20 protein-coding genes are annotated in these 17856 nt (G+C 72.4%); 16 read left to right on the forward strand and 4 right to left on the reverse strand.

From position 1 onward, the window contains the following. Positions 1-3: 3 nt before the first annotated feature. The 7 genes from GGG17_RS05865 to GGG17_RS05895 all read left to right on the forward strand — a co-directional run bounded on the left by GGG17_RS05865 (position 4) and on the right by GGG17_RS05895 (position 7870). Positions 4-1578, forward strand: coding sequence for an amidohydrolase (locus tag GGG17_RS05865; RefSeq protein WP_154592832.1), 1575 nt, complete (start codon positions 4-6; stop codon positions 1576-1578). Next, entirely contained in the window at positions 1575-3164 is a 1590-nt protein-coding gene (gene kamD, locus GGG17_RS05870; RefSeq protein WP_154592833.1) for a lysine 5,6-aminomutase subunit alpha, read from the forward strand. The genes GGG17_RS05865 and kamD overlap by 4 nt, the downstream gene beginning before the upstream one ends. After that, positions 3161-3946 carry a lysine 5,6-aminomutase subunit beta gene (gene kamE, locus GGG17_RS05875; RefSeq protein ID WP_154592834.1) on the forward strand — a complete coding sequence of 262 codons (786 nt, stop codon included), beginning with the start codon at positions 3161-3163 and terminating at the stop codon, positions 3944-3946. Before kamD ends, kamE begins: the two co-directional genes overlap by 4 nt. Next, positions 3943-4371, forward strand: coding sequence for a 3-aminobutyryl-CoA ammonia lyase (gene kal / locus GGG17_RS05880; protein WP_154592835.1), 429 nt, complete (start codon positions 3943-3945; stop codon positions 4369-4371). The genes kamE and kal overlap by 4 nt, the downstream gene beginning before the upstream one ends. Positions 4372-4891: 520 nt before the next feature. After that, positions 4892-6559: an apolipoprotein N-acyltransferase gene (lnt, locus tag GGG17_RS05885; protein ID WP_289032812.1), complete on the forward strand. Its 1668-nt coding sequence runs from the start codon at positions 4892-4894 to the stop codon at positions 6557-6559. A 7-nt stretch (positions 6560-6566) separates the two neighbouring features. Beyond that, positions 6567-7331 carry a polyprenol monophosphomannose synthase gene (locus tag GGG17_RS05890; RefSeq protein WP_154592836.1) on the forward strand — a complete coding sequence of 255 codons (765 nt, stop codon included), beginning with the start codon at positions 6567-6569 and terminating at the stop codon, positions 7329-7331. After that, the gene (locus GGG17_RS05895) at positions 7328-7870 is read left to right on the forward strand and encodes an FxsA family protein (RefSeq protein ID WP_288797981.1); all 543 of its coding nucleotides are present in this window, start codon (positions 7328-7330) and stop codon (positions 7868-7870) included. The genes GGG17_RS05890 and GGG17_RS05895 overlap by 4 nt, the downstream gene beginning before the upstream one ends. Before the next feature lie 161 nt (positions 7871-8031). On the opposite strand, the gene GGG17_RS05900 is transcribed toward GGG17_RS05895, so the two are convergent. The 3 genes from GGG17_RS05900 to GGG17_RS17095 form a co-directional block, all read right to left on the reverse strand. Continuing rightward, on the reverse strand, positions 8032-8391 hold the full coding sequence (locus GGG17_RS05900; protein WP_154592837.1) for an RNA polymerase-binding protein RbpA: 360 nt from the start codon (positions 8389-8391) through the stop codon (positions 8032-8034). Positions 8392-8514: 123 nt separating this feature from the next. Then, entirely contained in the window at positions 8515-9237 is a 723-nt protein-coding gene (locus GGG17_RS17090; protein ID WP_311966454.1) for an MFS transporter, read from the reverse strand. Then, a complete protein-coding gene (locus tag GGG17_RS17095; protein WP_311966455.1) occupies positions 9131-9916 on the reverse strand; it encodes an MFS transporter in 786 nt (261 codons plus the stop codon). The genes GGG17_RS17090 and GGG17_RS17095 overlap by 107 nt, the downstream gene beginning before the upstream one ends. A 114-nt stretch (positions 9917-10030) precedes the next feature. On the opposite strand from GGG17_RS17095, the gene GGG17_RS05910 reads away from it, so the two are divergent. From GGG17_RS05910 to GGG17_RS05925, 4 genes are all read left to right on the forward strand, one after another. Further along, positions 10031-10597: a hypothetical protein gene (locus tag GGG17_RS05910; protein ID WP_154592838.1), complete on the forward strand. Its 567-nt coding sequence runs from the start codon at positions 10031-10033 to the stop codon at positions 10595-10597. After that, the gene (locus GGG17_RS05915) at positions 10597-11220 is read left to right on the forward strand and encodes a hypothetical protein (protein WP_154592839.1); all 624 of its coding nucleotides are present in this window, start codon (positions 10597-10599) and stop codon (positions 11218-11220) included. The genes GGG17_RS05910 and GGG17_RS05915 overlap by 1 nt, the downstream gene beginning before the upstream one ends. Positions 11221-11338: 118 nt before the next feature. Further along, the gene (locus tag GGG17_RS05920; protein ID WP_230082734.1) at positions 11339-11800 is read left to right on the forward strand and encodes a single-stranded DNA-binding protein; all 462 of its coding nucleotides are present in this window, start codon (positions 11339-11341) and stop codon (positions 11798-11800) included. A 233-nt stretch (positions 11801-12033) separates the two neighbouring features. Then, positions 12034-12477 carry an NUDIX hydrolase gene (locus tag GGG17_RS05925; protein ID WP_195849128.1) on the forward strand — a complete coding sequence of 148 codons (444 nt, stop codon included), beginning with the start codon at positions 12034-12036 and terminating at the stop codon, positions 12475-12477. A gap of 41 nt (positions 12478-12518) precedes the next feature. Here the strand turns inward: GGG17_RS05925 and GGG17_RS05930 are convergent, their stop codons facing one another. Beyond that, complete coding sequence (locus tag GGG17_RS05930; protein ID WP_195849129.1) at positions 12519-13127, reverse strand: PucR family transcriptional regulator; 609 nt, start codon at positions 13125-13127, stop codon at positions 12519-12521. On the opposite strand from GGG17_RS05930, the gene GGG17_RS05935 reads away from it, so the two are divergent. The 5 genes from GGG17_RS05935 (at position 13114) to GGG17_RS05955 (ending at position 17781) form a co-directional block, all read left to right on the forward strand. Beyond that, a complete protein-coding gene (locus GGG17_RS05935; protein WP_195849130.1) occupies positions 13114-13680 on the forward strand; it encodes an MFS transporter in 567 nt (188 codons plus the stop codon). The two genes, GGG17_RS05930 and GGG17_RS05935, sit on opposite strands and share 14 nt — an antisense overlap. A 141-nt stretch (positions 13681-13821) precedes the next feature. Beyond that, positions 13822-14025 carry a hypothetical protein gene (locus tag GGG17_RS05940; protein WP_154592843.1) on the forward strand — a complete coding sequence of 68 codons (204 nt, stop codon included), beginning with the start codon at positions 13822-13824 and terminating at the stop codon, positions 14023-14025. A 132-nt stretch (positions 14026-14157) separates the two neighbouring features. Continuing rightward, on the forward strand, positions 14158-16512 hold the full coding sequence (locus GGG17_RS05945) for an ATP-binding cassette domain-containing protein (protein ID WP_154592844.1): 2355 nt from the start codon (positions 14158-14160) through the stop codon (positions 16510-16512). 9 nt (positions 16513-16521) lie between these two features. Next, complete coding sequence (locus GGG17_RS05950) at positions 16522-16971, forward strand: hypothetical protein (protein WP_154592845.1); 450 nt, start codon at positions 16522-16524, stop codon at positions 16969-16971. A 444-nt stretch (positions 16972-17415) separates the two neighbouring features. Further along, on the forward strand, positions 17416-17781 hold the full coding sequence (locus tag GGG17_RS05955) for a nitroreductase family deazaflavin-dependent oxidoreductase (RefSeq protein ID WP_195849131.1): 366 nt from the start codon (positions 17416-17418) through the stop codon (positions 17779-17781). Positions 17782-17856: the final 75 nt, after the last annotated feature.

A 17856-nucleotide genomic window follows, 5' to 3' on the forward strand; every position in this document is an offset into this window, starting at 1 on the left:
GCCATGCGACGACGCACCCTCTACCGCAACGGCCACGTCTACGTCCCCACCCGCGGCTTCCCCACAGCCATGCTGGTGGACGATACGCGGGTGCTCTGGGTCGGCGGCGAGGCCGACGCCGACGGCCAGGTGGACGAGGCCCACCGGGTGGTGGACCTGCACGGGTGCCTGGTGACGACGCCGTTCGTCGACCCGATCCACTTCGTGGCCGAGAGCGCCGAGTGGCGCTCGCTGACCCAGCTGACGGGGGCGCGCTCGCTGACCGAGGCGCTGGACCGGCTGGCGGCCGCCGCACGCACGTCGCAGGGCCCGGTGACGGGCTTCGGCTACGACGAGGGACGCTGGCCCGAGCAGCGCCCGCCGACGCCCGAGGAGCTGGCTCGCGCCGTGGAGGGACGACCGGCCGTCATCCTGCGGGCGGACAAGGGGGCCTGCGTCTGCTCCCCGGCGTTCACCGCCGGCGCCGCGCAGGTGGGGGTGGACACCCGCAGCCTGGCCGACATGACGCGCAGGCCGGGCCTCGGCGCGCTCCTCACGGGGGTCGTGGCGCAGCGGACGCCCGCCCAGCAGCAGGCGATCCTCGACGGCGCCCTGTCGGCCGCGGCGGCCCACGGCATCGGCTGCTTGCACGACCACATCTCCAGCCCGCGGCTCCTGGACGGCTTCACGACGACGCGCCCGCAGCTGCCGGGCCCGATCGTGCAGCGCTACCTGCGGCACGTCTGCCGCCCCGACGAGGACCCCGCCGTGCTCCTGCGGGAGCACGACCTGCACGGCTTCATGCTGCAGGTCGACGGGCCGGTCAACAGCCACCAGGCGGCCCTGCACGAGACCTACATCGACCTGCCGGGCCAGGTCGGCCCCGACCCGATGCCCGCCGAGACGATCGCCGAGCACCTCGTCGCCGCATCGCTCGCCGGGATCCGCACCAGCCTCGTCGCGATGGGGGACCGGGCGGCCGACGCCATGATCGACGGCATGCGCACCGCGGTGCGGACCGTGGGGCTGGACCGCTTCCGCTCGCTGCGCCACCGCACCATGACCCTGGCCCTGGCGGACCCGCGCGTGCTGGGCACGCTGATCGACCTCGGGGTGGTCGTGGTGCGCGTCCCCCAGGTGGACAGCCGTTGGGGAGGGCCGGAGGGGGACTTCACGCGGGCCCTCGGCACCGTCCGGGCGCGCGAGATGATGCGCTTCGGCTCGCTCGGCGTCGACGGCCTGCTCACCGCACTCGCCAGCACCTCGCCGTGGCTGGACCTCGACCCGTGGCAGACCCTGCGCTCCGCCCGCTGGCATCGGTTCGAGGAGGAGCGGGTCTCTGTGGGAGAGGCCTTCCGCGCCCACACGGTGGGCGGCTGGCACGCCTCCGGCCACGACACCCGCGGCTACCTCGGCGTCGGGCTCCCGGCCGACTTCGTGGTGTGGGAGGTGCCGCCGGGCGAGCTCGGCGAGGGCCCGCACTCCCAGCTCGAGACCCCCGGCCTGCCGCGGCTGCGCCCGGAGGCCCCCACCCCCCGAGCCCTGCTGACGGTCGTCGGCGGACGCACGATCCACGAGAGCGAAGGAGCTCTGCCATGACCCGCACACCCGCGCCGGGTGCCCGCGCCCACCTCGACCTGGACCCGCAGGTCGTACGTCGCGCGAGGAGCCTCGCCCGCCGGGCGGGACGCCCGGTCGTCCGCCTGGCGCAGGAGCACACCACGGTCTCGGTCGAGCGCGCCACGCTGCGCCTCGCGGGGCTGGCCGGCGCCGACCACGAGCGCGTCCCGTGGGTCAACCACCTGGTGGCGGGCGTGCGCGACCAGGTCGGGCTCGAGGGCGGGGTCACCACGCCGGTGCACGACGCCCTGGCGCGCGGCGAGGCCCCCGACCTGCTCACCCTGGCGCAGAAGGCCGCTGCGGGCGCCGTGACCTTCCGTGTGCCGGAGGGCAAGGACCGCACTGCCGCCCAGCGCCTCGCGAGACGTGCCGTCACCCAGGGGATGACGCGCATCGACCGCCAGCGCGCAGCCCGGGAGCGCCTGATCGCCAAGGTCGGCGACGCCCCCGCCCGCCCGTGGGTCTACCTCATCGTGGCGACCGGCGACATCTACGAGGACATGCCGCAGGCCCAGGCCGCGGCCCGCGGGGGCGCGGACGTCATCGCCGTCATCCGCTCGACCGGCCAGTCGCTGCTGGACTACGTCCCGGAGGGCGCAACCCGCGAGGGCTACGCCGGGACCTACGCGACGCAGGAGAACTTCCGCCTGATGCGGGCCGCCCTCGACGAGACCAGCAAGGAGCTGGGCCGCTACGTCCGGCTCACCAACTACGCCTCCGGGCTGTGCATGCCGGAGATCGCCACGCTGGCGGGCCTCGAGCGGCTGGACATGATGCTCAACGACTCGATGTACGGCATCCTCTTCCGCGACATCAACCCCATCCGCACCTTCGTCGACCAGCGCTTCTCCCGGCAGGTCCACGCCCGCGCCGGCATCATCATCAACACCGGCGAGGACAACTACCTGACGACCGCGGACGCCGTCGAGGCGGCGCACACGGTGACGGTCAGCCAGCTGCTCAACGAGTACTTCGCCAAGGAGGCCGGGCTCGAGGACTGGCAGCTCGGCCTCGGCCACGCCTTCGAGATCAACCCGGACCTGCCCGACTCGTTCCGCATGGAGCTGGCGCACGCCATGCTGGCCCGCGACCTGTTCCCCCGGGCGCCGCTCAAGTGGATGCCCCCCACCAAGCACATGACCGGTGACGTCTTCCGCGGCTACCTGCTCGACGGCTTCTTCAACCTCGTCGGGGGCCTCACCGACCAGGGGATCCTCTTGGTCGGGATGATGACCGAGGCGGTCGTCACGCCGTTCCTGTCCGACCGCGACCTGGCCCTGCAGAACGTCCGCTACGCCCTCGAGGCCGGGCGCGGCCTGCGCGAGGACTTCCGGCCGCCGCCCGACGGCTTCGTCCAGACCAGGGCCCGCCAGGTGCTCTCCGAGGCCGTGGACCTGCTCGACCGGATCGTCGACGACACCCTGCTGGACGCCATCGCCGACGGGACCTTCGGCCTCATGAAGCGGCCCGCCGACGCCGGCAAGGGTCTGGACGGCGTCATCCGCAAGGGCCCGGACTACGACAACCCCGCCATGACCCTGCTCGAGGAGGGTGCGACGCGATGAGCGAGATCATCAGGCCGTATGGCGACACCACCGGCGACGGCATGATCCAGGTGTCCTTCACGCTGCCGGTGCCGCACGACAAGCGCGCCGAGGGCGCGGCGCTGCAGCTCGCCGACAAGATGGGGATCAAGCCCGCCCTGCTGGTGCACGCCCGGGCGATCGGCCCGGACTTCACCTTCTTCGTCGTCTACGGCTCGGTCACCCACCTGGTGGACCTGCGGGACGTGCACGTGGTCGAGCGCGACTACCCGCTCCTGCCGGCCAAGGACGTCAACGCCGCCATCAAGCGACAGCTGCGCCGCCCGCTCGTCGTGGTCGGCGCCTGCATCGGCACCGACGCCCACACGGTCGGCATCGACGCGATCCTCAACATCAAGGGCTTCGCGGGCGAGAAGGGGCTGGAGTACTACTCCGAGATCACCGTGGTCAACCTCGGCGCCCAGGTCCTCGTGCCCGAGCTCGTCGAGCGGGCCCGCGCCGAGCAGGCCGACGCGGTCCTCGTGTCCCAGGTCGTCACCCAGCGGGACGCCCACATCACCAACACCCAGGAGATGTCGGCGGCCTTCCGCGAGGCCTATCCCGCAGGCACCGCACCGCTGCTCGTCGTCGGGGGACCCCGGTTCGACGAGTCCGCCGCCGCCGAGCTCGGCGTGGACCGGGTCTTCGGCAAGGGGACGACGCCCGGCGAGGTGGCGTCATACCTCGTCCACGCCATCTCCCACCGCCGCACCGCCGACCCCAGCACCGCCGACCCCAGCACCGCCGAGGAGCCAGCCCGATGACCATCCCAGCCACCCCGACCCTGCCGTCGTCTCCGCCCGAGGTCGGCGCCACCGTCGTCCACCGGCGCTACGTCCCCTACAGCCACGCGCACTACGCGGGCAACCTCGTCGACGGCGCCTACTCGCTGGCTGCGTTCGGCGACGTCGCGACCGAGATGTGCATCCGCACCGACGGCGACGAGGGCCTCTTCGCGTCCTACAGCGACGTGCAGTTCTGCGCGCCCGTGCGGGCGGGGGACTGCCTCGAGATCACCTGCACCCTGGTGCGGGTGGGCTCGCGGTCCCGCGAGATGGACTTCGCGGTCCGCGTCGTCGCCCGGGGCATGCCGGACCGAGGGGCGTCGGCCGCCGAGCTGCTTGACCCGCCCGTGATCGCCACGACGGCTCGCGGAGTGGTCGTGGTGCCGGAGCGTCGCGACGTCTGACAGACGCGATCACCCTCGCCCAAGCTTAGATGGCGCACCGTCATCTGGTCCACTCGTTCGGCCGAAGACGCGATCATCGTGGGCATCCTGGCGACACGCCGTAGTCACCCGACTTTTTTCGACGCAGGCTCAGGCCCCTGACCAGCGGTTCTCCCCATCGTCGCAGGTCAGAGGGTGTTTGACAGCGACTGTGGGTGAGGCTCTAGGTTGACGGAGGTTGTCCGACCACTGGAGTGGGGTCCGATTCGGGTCCCCCGTCGTGGACGGTGGTGATTACTCCCTGGGGAGCGCCCGATCGGGTGAATTCAGATCATCGTCCGTGCTCGGCGGCGCCGCTCAGCGATCACCGCACCTCGGACAGCAGCACGACCCGCACGCCTAGTAGATAACGGCGCGGACCCGGCATCCGGTCGGGTCCGCGTCGGCCCCAACGGCCTGCGGGTCGTGCTGTGCCTCGTCCTGTGTCTCGCCCCCCTCCCGCACACACGGGGCTACCCGGCCGTACGGCTAGGGTGACGCCGTGCGTCGACTCCTCCTGGCCCTGCCGCTCGCGATCGGCGCCGGCCTGGCCCTGTGGCTGTCCTGGCCGGACCACGACCTGTGGTGGCTCGCGCCCCTCGGGATCGGCCTGCTCGCCGTGGCGGCGCACGGAGCCGGCGTCCGACGTGGCTTCCTCCTGGGCCTGGTGACCGGCCTCGCGGCCTACCTGCCCGCCCTGCACTGGTCGGGCATCTACGTCGGCGACCTGCCCTGGGTCGCGCTGTCCGTGCTGCAGGCGCTCTACGTCGGGATCACCGGCGCCCTCTGCGGGCTGCTGTCTCCCACCCGTACGAGCCCCCGAGGCGGACGGCTGCCTGGACCGCTGCCGGCTCGCCTGCCCTACCCCGTGGTCGTCGCCGCCGCCTGGACCGTGGGGGAGTGGCTGCGCGCCACCACCCCGTTCGGCGGCTTCCCCTGGATCAAGGTCGCCTTCGCGATGGCCGACGCCCCGATCCTGCCCCTGGTGCGGTATGTCGGGACGCCCGGGCTCACCGCCGCGGTAGCGCTCGTCGGCGGCCTCCTCGCAGTGGCCGTCCGCCATGCCGCCGGCGCCCGATCCGCCCGGCGCTCACGGCCGACGGCTCTTCGGCATACGGCCCTGTCCCTCGGCTCCCTCCTCGGGGCCGCCGCCCTCCTGTGGGGCCCGGCCCTGCTGCCCGTGCCGACCGATGGCCGCACGGTCGACGTGCTGGCCGTGCAGGGCAACGTGCCTCGGGCCGGCCTGGACTTCAACGCCGAGCGGCGCCAGGTGCTCGACAACCACGTCGGCGTCACCGTCGAGGCCGTCCGCTCGCGCGCGGCCTCCGGCGTCCCGCGTCCCGACCTGGTCGTCTGGCCGGAGAACGCCTCCGACATCGACCCCGTCCGCAACGCCGACGCCGGGCAGGCCATCACCTACGCCGCCAGGACCGCCCAGGCCCCCGTCCTGGTCGGCACCCTGCGCACCGACGACCAGGCACGCATCAAGAACACCACCCTGCTGTGGGACGCCCAGCATGGCCCGGTCGCGGCCTACGCCAAGCGACACCCCGTGCCGTTCGCGGAGTACATTCCCTACCGCTCCTTCTTCCGACACTTCAGCGACAAGGTCGACCTGCTCACCCACGACTTCACCGCGGGGGACACGGTGGGGGTGATGGACGTGCCCACCCGAGCCGGGTCGGTGCGGGTCGGGCTGGGGATCTGCTTCGAGGTGGCCTACGACGACCTCATGCGCGACGCCGTGCACCACGGAGGCCAGCTCCTCGCCGTGCAGACCAACAACGCCACCTTCGGCTATACCGACGAGTCCTACCAGCAGCTGGCCATCTCGCGCGTGCGCGCCGTCGAGCTCGGCCGCTCGGTGGTGCACGTCTCGACGGTCGGGGCCTCCGCGATGATCACCCCCGACGGGGTCGCGCACGACCGGACCGGGCTGTTCACCGCGGCCGCCCTCGACGCCGCCCTGCCCCTGCGCTCCGAGCTCACCCCGGCGGCGCGGATCGGGGACCTGCCGGTGTGGGTGGGGGTGGGGCTGCTCGCACTGGGCCTCGCGCTCCGCCCTCGTCGGGGACGGCGGGGACGGCGGGGACGGTGGGGTCGGCGGCAACGGCCGACGCGGGGGAGCGGCACTAGGCTGACGGAACCATCGGACCCCACGGACGGTTGACTACGACATGCGCACCCTGGTCCTGATCCCGACCTACAACGAGCGGGACAACCTCCCGCTCGTCGTCGAACGCCTGCGCCGCGCCGTGCCCGAGGCCGACCTGCTCGTCCTCGACGACAGCTCGCCGGACGGCACGGGTGCGGTGGCCGACGCGCTGGCCGCCGCCGACCCGCAGGTGCGGGTCCTGCACCGGCCCGGCAAGGAGGGCCTCGGGGCGGCCTACCTGGCTGGCTTCGCGCGGGGTCTCGACGAGGGCTATGACGTGCTCGTCGAGATCGACGCCGACGGCTCGCACCCCCCGGAGACGCTCCCCGCCATGCTGGCGGCGCTGGCCGACCCGGCCGTGGACCTCGTCATCGGCTCCCGGTGGGTCCCGGGCGGCGGCATCGTCAACTGGCCGCTGCACCGCAAGGCGCTCAGCCTCGGCGGCAACCTCTACATCCGCCTCCTGCTCGGCATGCCCGTCCGTGACGCGACGGCCGGGTTCCGGGCCTATCGCGCCACGACCCTGCGCAGCATCGGCCTGCAGGACGTCGAGTCCCTCGGCTACTGCTTCCAGACCGACCTCACCTGGCGGACCGTGCACGCGGGGCTGACCATCCGGGAGGTGCCGATCACCTTCGTGGAGCGCGAGATCGGAGACTCCAAGATGAGCGGGGACATCGTCCGCGAGTCCATGCTGCGGATCACCCGGTGGGGCCTGACCTACCGGCGGGCGCAGGTCCGCGAGCGGCTCGCCGCCCGCCAGGTCGAGCGGTGGGAGTCCCTGTGAGCACCCCGACGCGACGGCGCCCGCGCTGGACGTGGATCGCGTTCGTCCTGCTCCTGGTCGTCCCCGTCGCCGAGATCGCCGTCATCATCGGGGTCGGCAAGGTGATCGGGGGTTGGCCCACCATCGCGCTGCTGCTGGTGGAGTCCGCGCTCGGCGCCTACCTCGTCAAGCGTGAGGGGCGCGCCGCGTGGACGGCCCTGCAGCGTGCACTCACCGGCGGACGCATGCCGGCGGGCGAGCTGTCCGACGCCGCGCTGGTGCTCGTCGGCGGCACGCTGCTGCTGGCGCCGGGGTTCCTGACGGACGTCGTGGGCTTCTTCTTCGTCCTGCCGTTCACCCGCCCGCTGGCCCGCCGGCTGCTGACGACGGTCATCACCCGACAGCTCCTGGCGAGCGGTCCAGGGGTCGTGCTGTGGGGAGCCGGTATGCCGCCGCCGGACCGGCAACCGGGGCCTGCACCAGGGGGCCGGACGTGGCAGCAGCAGCCTCCCCGTCGAGGTGACAAGGACGACAACGTCATCGAGGGCGAGATCCTCTGAGCCCCACCCCTCAGCATCGTCAGTGCGGGGTCCAGGACGGTTGGACGAAACCCTCCCGATCATCGTGAGGGGGGGCGGCGACGCGACGAGGCCCGCGTCCCCCATGAGGGGAAGCGGGCCTCGTCGTCTCGTCGTCTCGTCGTTTCGACGTCCGACGCTGCTCAGGCGCTGCGCTTGGGGCGCGGCTTCTCCCCACGTGACTGACGCAGCAGGGTGAGGCGCTCCTCGAGGAGCTCCTCCAGCTCCTTGACGGAACGGCGCTCGAGCAGCATGTCCCAGTGCGTGCGCGCCGGCTTGGCGGGCTTCTCCTCGGGGGCGTCGCCGCCCTGGAGCCGGCCCAGCTCGCCGCAGCGGCACTCCCACGTCGCAGGCACCTCGGCCTCGATGGAGAAGGGCAGCTCGGTCACGTGCCCCTGCGGGCAGGTGTAGGACACGATCTGGCGCTCGCTGGGGACGACGCCGTCATCGGTCTCCATGCTGAAGGACCCGAGTCGCGAACCGCGAAGTGAACGCTCGGCCATGTCTGATCCCCTTTCGTCGACACCGCGAGCCTCGTTGTGACTGGCTCACGGCATACCCCCATCAACGTCGGCTGAACCGGGGGATGTTCCCGGGCGCGGTGGTCGGCGCCCAAAGACTCCATCCTAGACGACGGAGGGCGCCTCGTTGCCCGCCGCGCGGATCCCCTCCCGGACGTCGACCCGCGCGAGGAGCACGCCGCCGACGACGAAGAACGCGACCAGCGCCACGATCGACAGCCGGTAGGAGTGGGTCAGCTGGTGCACGACGCCGAAGATCAGCGTCCCGAACCAGCTGGTCCCACGCTCCATGGCCTGGTAGAGGCTGAAGAACTCCGACTCACGGCCGCGCGGCACGAGCTGGCTGTAGAGCGATCGGGTGAGTGCCTGCGTCCCGCCCATCACCAGGCCGATCAGGATCCCGAGCGCGAGGAAGGCCGCGAACACCCGGGCGGGCACGAAGTAGGCGACCCCCACGACGAGGGTCCACACCACCAGCCCGCCGAGGACGGTGCGCCAGGCGCCGAACCGGGCAGCCACGCGGCCGAAGAGCAGGGCTCCGCCCACGGCGACCAGCTGGACCACGAGGAAGGTCAGCAGCACCTGGCTCTGGGAGATGCCGAGCTCCAGGGAGCCGTAGAGGCTGGACGAGCCGATGACCGTCTGGATGCCGTCGTTGAAGAACAGGTAGGCGAGCAGGAACAGCAGCGTCTGGGGATAGCCCCGCAGCTCGGTGAAGGTGTCATGCAGCTGAGCGAAGGCCCCGCGCACCGCCCCGCGCTCTGGCGCCGCCTCGGGAGGGAGGCCCTCGGCGAGCTCCCGGGGAGGCAGGTCGCGCAGACCGACCACCGGTATGACGGTGAACAGCCCCCAACCACAGGCCCGCGCTCAGCAGGCTGATCCGCACGGCGGTCTCCGTGCCGATCCCCACCCGGGGCCCGAGATTGAGCAGCGCGAAGTTGGCGGCCAGCAGCAGCCCGCCGCCCACGTAGCCCAGCGCCCACCCGCGCGACGACACGCGGTCGCGGTCGTCGGGTGGCGCGATGCGGCACAGGATCCCGTCGTAGACGACCATCGAGGCGCCGAGGCACAGCGAGGCGATCATGACCAGGACGACGCCGAGCTGCCAGGCCGTTCCCTGCACGAGGACCATCGCGCTCGCCGCCAGGGCGCCCACGCCCGCGAACCATCCGAGGAGCCGCTGAGGGCGCGGCGCGCGGTCCGCGACGGCACCGACCACGATCAGCAGCAGCGCCGACAGCACCGTGGTGACGGTGGTGACGTAGGGATACAGGGAGCCCGGGGAGACCTGCAGGCCAAGCACCGACAGGTGCGCGGTGCAGCTCTGGGAGGCCGGCTGGCCCGGACAGGCGGCGCGGTTGGCGACGGTCGTGAGGTAGGGGCCCATCAGCACGGTCGCGGTGGTGGTGACGTAGGCCGAGTTCGCCCAGTCGTACCAGTACCACGCGCGCTGGTGGCGGGTGCTACGGCTGCGGGGCTCGACGCCGCTGGCGGGGGTCGTGGGCATGCGGTCTCTCCTCGGCCTGGACCTCGCCGTCGAGGTCGCCGGGGCCGAGCCTACTGGCCGGTCGAACCCTTCACGGCGCGCCTGCACGACGTGGCACCGGGGCATGATGGCCTCATGCGCCTCCTCGGACCTCATGACCTGCTCACGGCCGCCGTCACCGTCAAGGACGGGGTCACCGATGCCGCGGACCTGTGGCCTCGCACCCTCGACCTGATCGACCGCGTCGAGGCCATGGTGGGCCGGGGGGAGGCGTTGCTGGAGCTGGCGGAGGACCTGCTCGCGCAGGCCGCCCTCACCCGAGCGCACGTCGATGAGGTCGCCGACGCCGCGGCCGAGACGTCGGCGCGGGCGTCGGCGCTGGTGGCCAGGGCCGAGGCCCTGACGGCGGTGGGGGAGGCGTCCCTGCCTCGGCTGCAGCCCTTGGTCGAGCCGCTCGCGCAGCTGGCGGACAAGGCCCTGCCGATCGCCTCCGAGGTGGTGGCGAGCGTCGAGCGCGACGAGGTCATGTCCCTCGTGGCCATGATCGACCGCCTCCCGGAGGCGCTCGCGCAGATCGACCGGATCGCCCCGGACGTCCACGAGATCCTCGACTCCGTGACCGATCTGGCGCACGCGGCCCAGGGGCTGCCCGGCATGGGGTCGCTCATCAGGCGGGGCGAGCGCAAGGACGACGACGGCTGATGGGTGACGGGCACCGTCGCGCCCCGTGGTGGATCGCTGCGGGTGCCGCGACCCTGCTCGCGGCCGCCTGGGGGCGGCTCAACCCCACGTGCTCCCTGCTGGTCCACGAGCTCCTCGACCACCCCGTGGTGCTGGGGCTGGCTGGCTACCTGCTGCTGGCGTGGGGGATGTCGTCGATCGCCCGCGACCCGCAGCGTCGGCTCGTGGTCCGCGTCCTGCTTGCGGCGCTCGGCGCCACGGCCTTCGGCCTGGTCGGGGTGGTCCTCAGCGTGGGGGTCAACCCCGGTCGTGACGAGCTGGTCCTCCCCGCGCCGGCTGAGGCCGGGGTCGAGGCCTACGAGGCCGACATCGTCAGTGACGGCGACCTCGTCTCACCCCTGACCACGGTGGTCGTGCGGCACCGCGGCTGGGGGCTGTCCGCGCGCTGGTGGCCGGCCGCCTGCATCAACGGTGAGTACGCCGGAGGCACCATGACCTCGGCCAGGTGGACCGGCCCCACCGAGCTGGTGGTGGTCCTCGACGGTGGTCGGGAGGTGGCCGTGTCCGTCGAGCCGGCGACGGCGGAGCCGCGCGAGGTCGTGCGGCTCGGACGTCGTTGTGGCGCCGCCTCGTCCACAGGTTGACGCGTTCCCGCCGCTGTCGTCCACAGCCTCCGACGGAGCCTTGGTCGTATGCCGTCCCGCTGCCACCGTGGTCCTCGACCCGCCATCGGCGGTAGGAGGCATCAGGTGAGGAACGGAGATGACGCAGATGGGGCGGCTGGACGTGGAGGCGGCGGAGGGCGAGGGCGGGCACGACACGGGCGGGCACGACAGAGGTGGGGGTGATGAGGTGTGCAACGAGGTCCGGCTGCGAGGGAGGGTGAGCGCCGAGCCCGAGCTCAGGGCGCTGCCGAGCGGGGTGCTCCTCGTGAGCCTGCGCGTGGTCGTGCCTCGGCCGCCGGACCCGCGGGCGGCCGAGGAGGGCCGGCGGGCGGCGACGGTGGACACCATCGACGTGGCCTGCTGGCCCGGCGACGCGCAGGAGCAGGCGGTGGACCTCGCCGCCGGCGACCACGTGGAGGTGCGCGGGGCGCTGCGGCGACGCTTCTACCAGACACCCGGCGGCGCGCAGTCCCGCTACGAGGTGCAGGTCGAGACCATCGCGCTCCTGCATCGCGACCGCGGGGTCGTCACCGACCACGAACGGGCCGGCCGGACGTAGTCTGGGCGCAAGGAGGTGCACCACGGGGACCTCGTCGAGCGGGCGCGCTGCCCCCGCCCGCAGGAGCGAGCTCACGAGGTCGGACTGGACGACAGGCGCCGCCATCGTGTGGTTCCTGGCGCTGGCGTGGGCGCTGTCCTCACCGCTGCGCACCCTGGTTCGGGATCGAGGGCCCGGCGGTGATGGCCGGGGGGAGGCTGTCCTGCGGCGACCCTCGTGACTACAGTCATGTCATGGCGAACCGACCGGAGAAGTTCGACGTCGTCGTCTCGGCCGTGATCCGCAGCGGGCCCCGCGTGCTGCTGACCCGGCTCGAGGACCATGACTACTGGTTCCTGCCCGGCGGCTCGGTGACCCTGGGCGAGTCGGCCAAGGACGCGCTGCACAAGGACATCCTCGAGGAGCTCGGGCTCGAGGCCAAGGTCGCCGACCTGATAGCCGTGGTGGAGAACGCCTTCGAGCTGGACGGTGTGGCCCACCACGAGATCAACCTCGCCTTCGAGGCCAAGGTCGACCGCACCTCCTCCGAGGCGCTCGTGCCGGGGATGGAGTTCCGGTGGTTCGACTCCGAGGCGCTCTACGACCTCGACATCCGGCCGCCGAGCCTCGCGACGGTCGTCCGCTACGGCCCCGACGCTGCGCGACTTCCGTTGCAGAGCAACGGTCTCGGTCACTGACGGGCATCCCTGCAGCACCGGGCGGGGCCATCGCTGGAGGCTCAGCCGACTCGGCTCACGCGCTCGGTCAGCCGGTGCAGCTCCAGGGCCAGGCCCAGCTCGAACGTCCGCCCGGGCTCGCGCCAGCGCTCGCCGAGCAGCTCGTCGATCCGGTGCAGCCGCTGGTAGAGCGTGTTGGTGTGCACGCCGAGACGCGCAGCCGTCGCGGCGTGCGACCGCCCCGAGCCGAGATAGGCCGCGAGCGTCCCGACGAGGTCGCTACCGGTCTCGGCGTCGCGGTCGAGCAACGGACCGAGCTGCCAGCGCACGTGCGCCGCGCCGGAGCCCTCGCCCGCGCTGGTGAGCACCGCCGCGAGGATGCCGAGGTCCTCGGACCGCACCACCGCGGCGGGCCTGCCCAGCGCCGCGAGGACGCCGACCCCTCGGTCAGCCCGCCGCCAGGCCGCCGCGACGGCTGACGCGACGGGTGACGCGCTCGCGGGCCCCGGTCGCCCCAACCCTCGGCCTGCCTCCACCACCGGGCGCACCGCCACCGCTCGACCGTCCCCATCGACGTCTGGCCTCTCGACGGCGGCGACGACGACGTGGTGGGCGACGGAGGGGCCGAGGGCGATGGTCGCCTCGTCGGCGGTCTGGGTGAGCAGCGCCACCGTGCGCTCGCCGACCTGGCCCGCCCAGGACCTCGGCGCCCGCGCGAGGACCCGCGCGACCACCCGCTCCGCACCTGTGGCCGTCCCCTTCCTGTTCGGCGCGGTCGCCATGGTCGTCAACGGCCACCACTCCGACCGGGTGGGGGAGCGGCGCTGGCACGTCGCCGTCCCGGCCGTGATCGCCGGGGTCTCGATCCCCGTCGCGCTCTACCAGCACTCGCCGCTCGCCGTGATGGTCGCCATCACCTTCACGGCCATCGGGTTCTGCGCCGCTCTGCCGGTCTTCTGGTCGCTGCCCAGCGCCTTCCTCACGGGCGCCGGTGCCGCCGCCGGCATCGCCCTGATCAACTCGCTCGGCAACATCTCGGGCTTCGCGGCGCCCTTCGTCACGGGCTTCAGCATCGACCTGACCGGCAGCGCCAAGCCCGCCCTGTGGATGGTCGGCGCCCTGCTGGTCGGGGCGGCCGTCGTCACCCTCAGCCTGGGTCATGCACCCCGGCGCACCGACGAGCAGGCACCCGCAGTCGAACGGACGGGGAGCACCACGCCCTGAGCCGCACCGCACCCGCGTGCCCGCGACCGGTCCCCCTTGCCGGCCGCGGGCACGCGCGTCACCCGGCCGCGCGGCGTACCCTGGGCGAACCAGCACCGACGCGCCGGCGCGTGGGTGCGAGCACGAGAGTGGGTGGCAGCGATGAGGCGCGACCACGACGAGCCCGACGCCGCGAGGCAGACGGACCTGCCCTTCTCCGAGCGGCTGGCCCGGGCCTCGCACGACCAGCACGAGCCCTGGCCGGACGACGAGTACGTCCCCCACGACAAGGCCAGGGGCCGCAACCCCGCCGCCCGGGCAGCGGCGACCGGAGCGATGCTGGGCGGCGGCGTCCAGCACCTCTGAGGCGCCGATCGTCCGGACGGCGGCGCTGCGGCATACGGGCTCAGACCCGGCCAGGCGGCAGACCGCCGGACCGGTCTCGGTCCACGATGGCCCCGGCGACCTGAGGCCGCAGGCCCGACGAACGGAGACCCGATGACGCAGCACGCCACCGACCACCACGACCTGATCCGCGTGCAGGGTGCGCGGGAGAACAACCTCAAGGACATCAGCGTCGAGCTGCCCAAGCGCCGGCTGACCGTATTCACGGGGGTGTCGGGGTCGGGCAAGAGCTCGCTGGTCTTCGCGACCATCGCGGCCGAGTCGCAGCGGATGATCAACGAGACCTACAGCGCCTTCGTGCAGGGCTTCATGCCGTCGCTCGCCCGCCCGGACGTCGACCACCTCGAGGGGCTGACGACCGCCATCCTTGTCGACCAGGAGCGCATGGGCGCCAACCTGCGATCCACCGTCGGGACCGCCACGGACGCCCACGCGATGCTGCGAGTCCTCTTCTCCCGCATCGGATCTCCTCATGTCGGTTCACCGCAGGCGTTCTCCTTCAACGTGCCCTCGGTGTCTGGTGCTGGCGCCGTGACGATCCAGACGGGGGCCAACAAGGGCAAGAAGGAGAAGCGCACCTTCTCGATCACCGGCGGCATGTGCCCCGAGTGCGAGGGCACCGGCCGGGTCTCGGACTTCGATCTCGCCGCCATCGTCGACGACTCGAAGTCCTTGGCGGACGGGGCGATTCTCGTCCCGGGCTACTCGATGGACGGGTGGTACGGCCGGATCTTCTCCGGCTTCGGCTTCGACATGGACAAGCCGGTGCGGAGGTTCACCAAGGCCGAGCGGGAGGACCTGCTCCACAAGGAGCCGACCAAGATCAAGGTCGAGGGGATCAACCTCACCTACGAGGGCATCATCCCGCGGATCCAGAAGTCGATGCTGTCCAAGGACCGCGAGGCGATGCAGCCGCACGTGCGGGCCTTCGTGGACCGGGCGGTGGTGTTCAAGCCATGCCCCGCGTGCGGTGGCACCCGGCTGGCGCCGCACGCCCTGGAGTCGCGCATCGACGGCGTCAACATCGCCGACTGCTGCGCCATGCAGATCACCGACCTCGCGGCCTGGGTGCGGGGGCTGAAGCATCCCGAGGCTGCCCCGCTGCTGACCGGGCTGCTGCACCTGCTCGACTCGTTCGTCGAGATCGGGCTGGGCTACCTGTCGCTGGACCGGCCCGCGGGCACGCTCAGCGGGGGAGAGGCCCAGCGCACCAAGATGATCCGTCACCTGGGGTCGTCGCTGACCGACGTCACCTACGTCTTCGACGAGCCGTCGATCGGGTTGCACCCGCACGACATCCAGCGCATGAACGAGCTGCTCGTGCGGCTGCGCGACAAGGGCAACACCATCCTCGTCGTGGAGCACAAGCCCGAGATGATCGCGATCGCCGACCACGTCGTCGACCTGGGACCGGGCGCCGGAGCCGCAGGAGGCGAGGTGTGCTTCGAGGGCACCGTCGCCGGGCTGCGGCGCAGCGGCACCCTCACCGGTCGCCACCTGGAGGACCGGGCGCAGCTCAAGGCGACGGTGCGCGAGGCGTCGTCGGCGTTCCCCATCCGCGGCGCGTCGACCCACAACCTGCGGGACGTCGACGTCGACGTGCCCCTCGGCGTGCTCTGCGTCGTCACCGGGGTCGCCGGGTCGGGGAAGTCGTCGCTCATCCACGGGTCGCTGCGCGGCGACGACGTCGTGGTCATCGACCAGGGCGCCATCAAGGGCTCGCGGCGGTCCAACCCGGCGACCTACACCGGGCTGCTCGAGCCGGTGCGCAAGGCCTTCGCCAAGGCGAACGGCGTCAAACCCGCTCTCTTCTCGGCGAACTCCGAGGGCGCCTGCCCGAGCTGCAAGGGCGCGGGCGTGATCTACACCGAGCTGGGCTTCATGGACACGGTGTCCACGCCGTGCGAGGTGTGCGGCGCCAAGGGGTTCCAGCCCGAGGTGCTGGACCACCACCTGGGTGGCAAGGACATCGCCGAGGTGATGGCCATGTCGGTGGCGCAGGCGCGCGCGTTCTTTGGCGAGGGCGAGGCGCGGATCCCCGCGGCGCACAAGGTCCTGGAGCGGCTCGAGGACGTCGGGCTCGGCCACCTCACCATCGGGCAACCGCTGACCACGCTGTCCGGCGGCGAGCGCCAGCGCCTCAAGCTCGCCGCGCAGATGGGGGACAAGGGCACGACATACGTGCTCGACGAACCCACGACCGGCCTGCACCTGGCCGATGTGGGCAACCTGCTCGGTCTTCTCGACCGGCTCGTCGACGGCGGCAGGTCGGTCGTCGTGATCGAGCATCACCAGGCGGTCATGGCGCACGCCGACTGGATCATCGACCTCGGTCCGGGCGCAGGGCACGACGGCGGGCGCGTCGTCTTCGAGGGCACCCCAGGCGAGCTCGTAAGACGGCGGGACACGCTCACAGGCCAGCACCTCGCCGAGTACGTCGGCGCCTAGGCTCGATCCATGGACAGCCGCAGCAAGCAGCAGGTGAAGGACGACTTGCTCGCGCACCTCCAGGAGCGCCTCGCCTCCAGCACCTCGAGCACGGCGCAGCAGGCGGCGGCCGGCGCGGATGCCCCGGAACAGCGACGGGTCGACGACGACTCCCAGCGGGACGAGGCGGGGGACCTGCACGACATCTTCGGCCGAGCCGACGCGCAGGAGCGGCTCGACCTCAAGGAGGCCAGAGCTCTCGACGTCTCGCCCCGGGACGTCGTGGGGCCGGGGGCGATCATCGAGCTCGACGGCCGCCACTACGTCGTGGGTGTGCCCACGGACGAGTTCGTGTCGGGCGGCGTGGCCTACGAGGGCATCGCCACGGACGCGCCGATCTACGACGTGATCCACGGGTTGCGCGCCGACGACACCTTCAGCTTCGGCGGCCAGGACCAGATCATCACCTCGGTCGACTGAGACGCGGTGGAGGCCGCCCTGCATGTCGGCCTAGCCAGCGGCTCACGGGGCAACGTCGGTCATGCCTCGCAACTGGGCAGGTCGAACGGGCGGCGTGAGGCGAGGGCGTAGCCCACACCGGCGACGGCGAGAGCCAGGATCACGATCGACGGCACGCGCAGCGGCGGCAGCTGCCCTGGCCGCTCGCCGAGCGCACCGCCCGGCTGGTGCGGACGCGGGAGTCACAGCAGTTGTATGCCGGAAGCCGACCACCGGGCCGCGACGTGGAACCCCAACGGGTGATCTAGCGCCGATAATCTACATTATGTCATTTACGAGTCTGCGTCGTGCATCGGATGAGTCACCAGCGCCTCCCAGACACACCCCCCCTTCCCGGTCATGCTGCCGCCAGTTCCCCTTCCCGTTCCCTGCCGTCCGCCCCGGCGCGCGGCCTACACTCGGCGCATGGGCAGGCTGCGGCTGGAGGACCTACCGGCGACCGGGACCTGCGACCTCACGACGACGGGTCGGCGCACCGGGGCTGAGCGCACGGTGGAGATCTGGTTCGTCCAGGTGGACGGTGCCGTGCACGTCGTGGGCACCCCCGGACCCCGGGGCTGGATCGCCAACCTGCGAGCCCACCCGCGAGCGTCGCTGTCGTTCGAGGGCAACGAGTTTCGCGTCATCGCGACCGAGGTGACCGCCCCCGCTGCCCGTGAGCACGTCGCGCGCAGCGCCTGGCGGGTGCAGCCCTGGTATGCCGGCCAGGGGCACAGCATCGAGGACTGGGTGGCCCGCTCCCCCATGATGCGTCTGACGCTCGCGACATGACCATCCCAGAGCCGCCCCGCGCAGGCCCACCTCGAAGAGCGGTGCTGGCGACCGGCGCGGTGACGGTGCTGGGCG

The sequence above is a fragment of the Arsenicicoccus cauae genome (assembly GCF_009707125.1).
In the GTDB taxonomy this organism is placed as follows: Bacteria; Actinomycetota; Actinomycetes; order Actinomycetales; family Dermatophilaceae; genus Arsenicicoccus; species Arsenicicoccus cauae.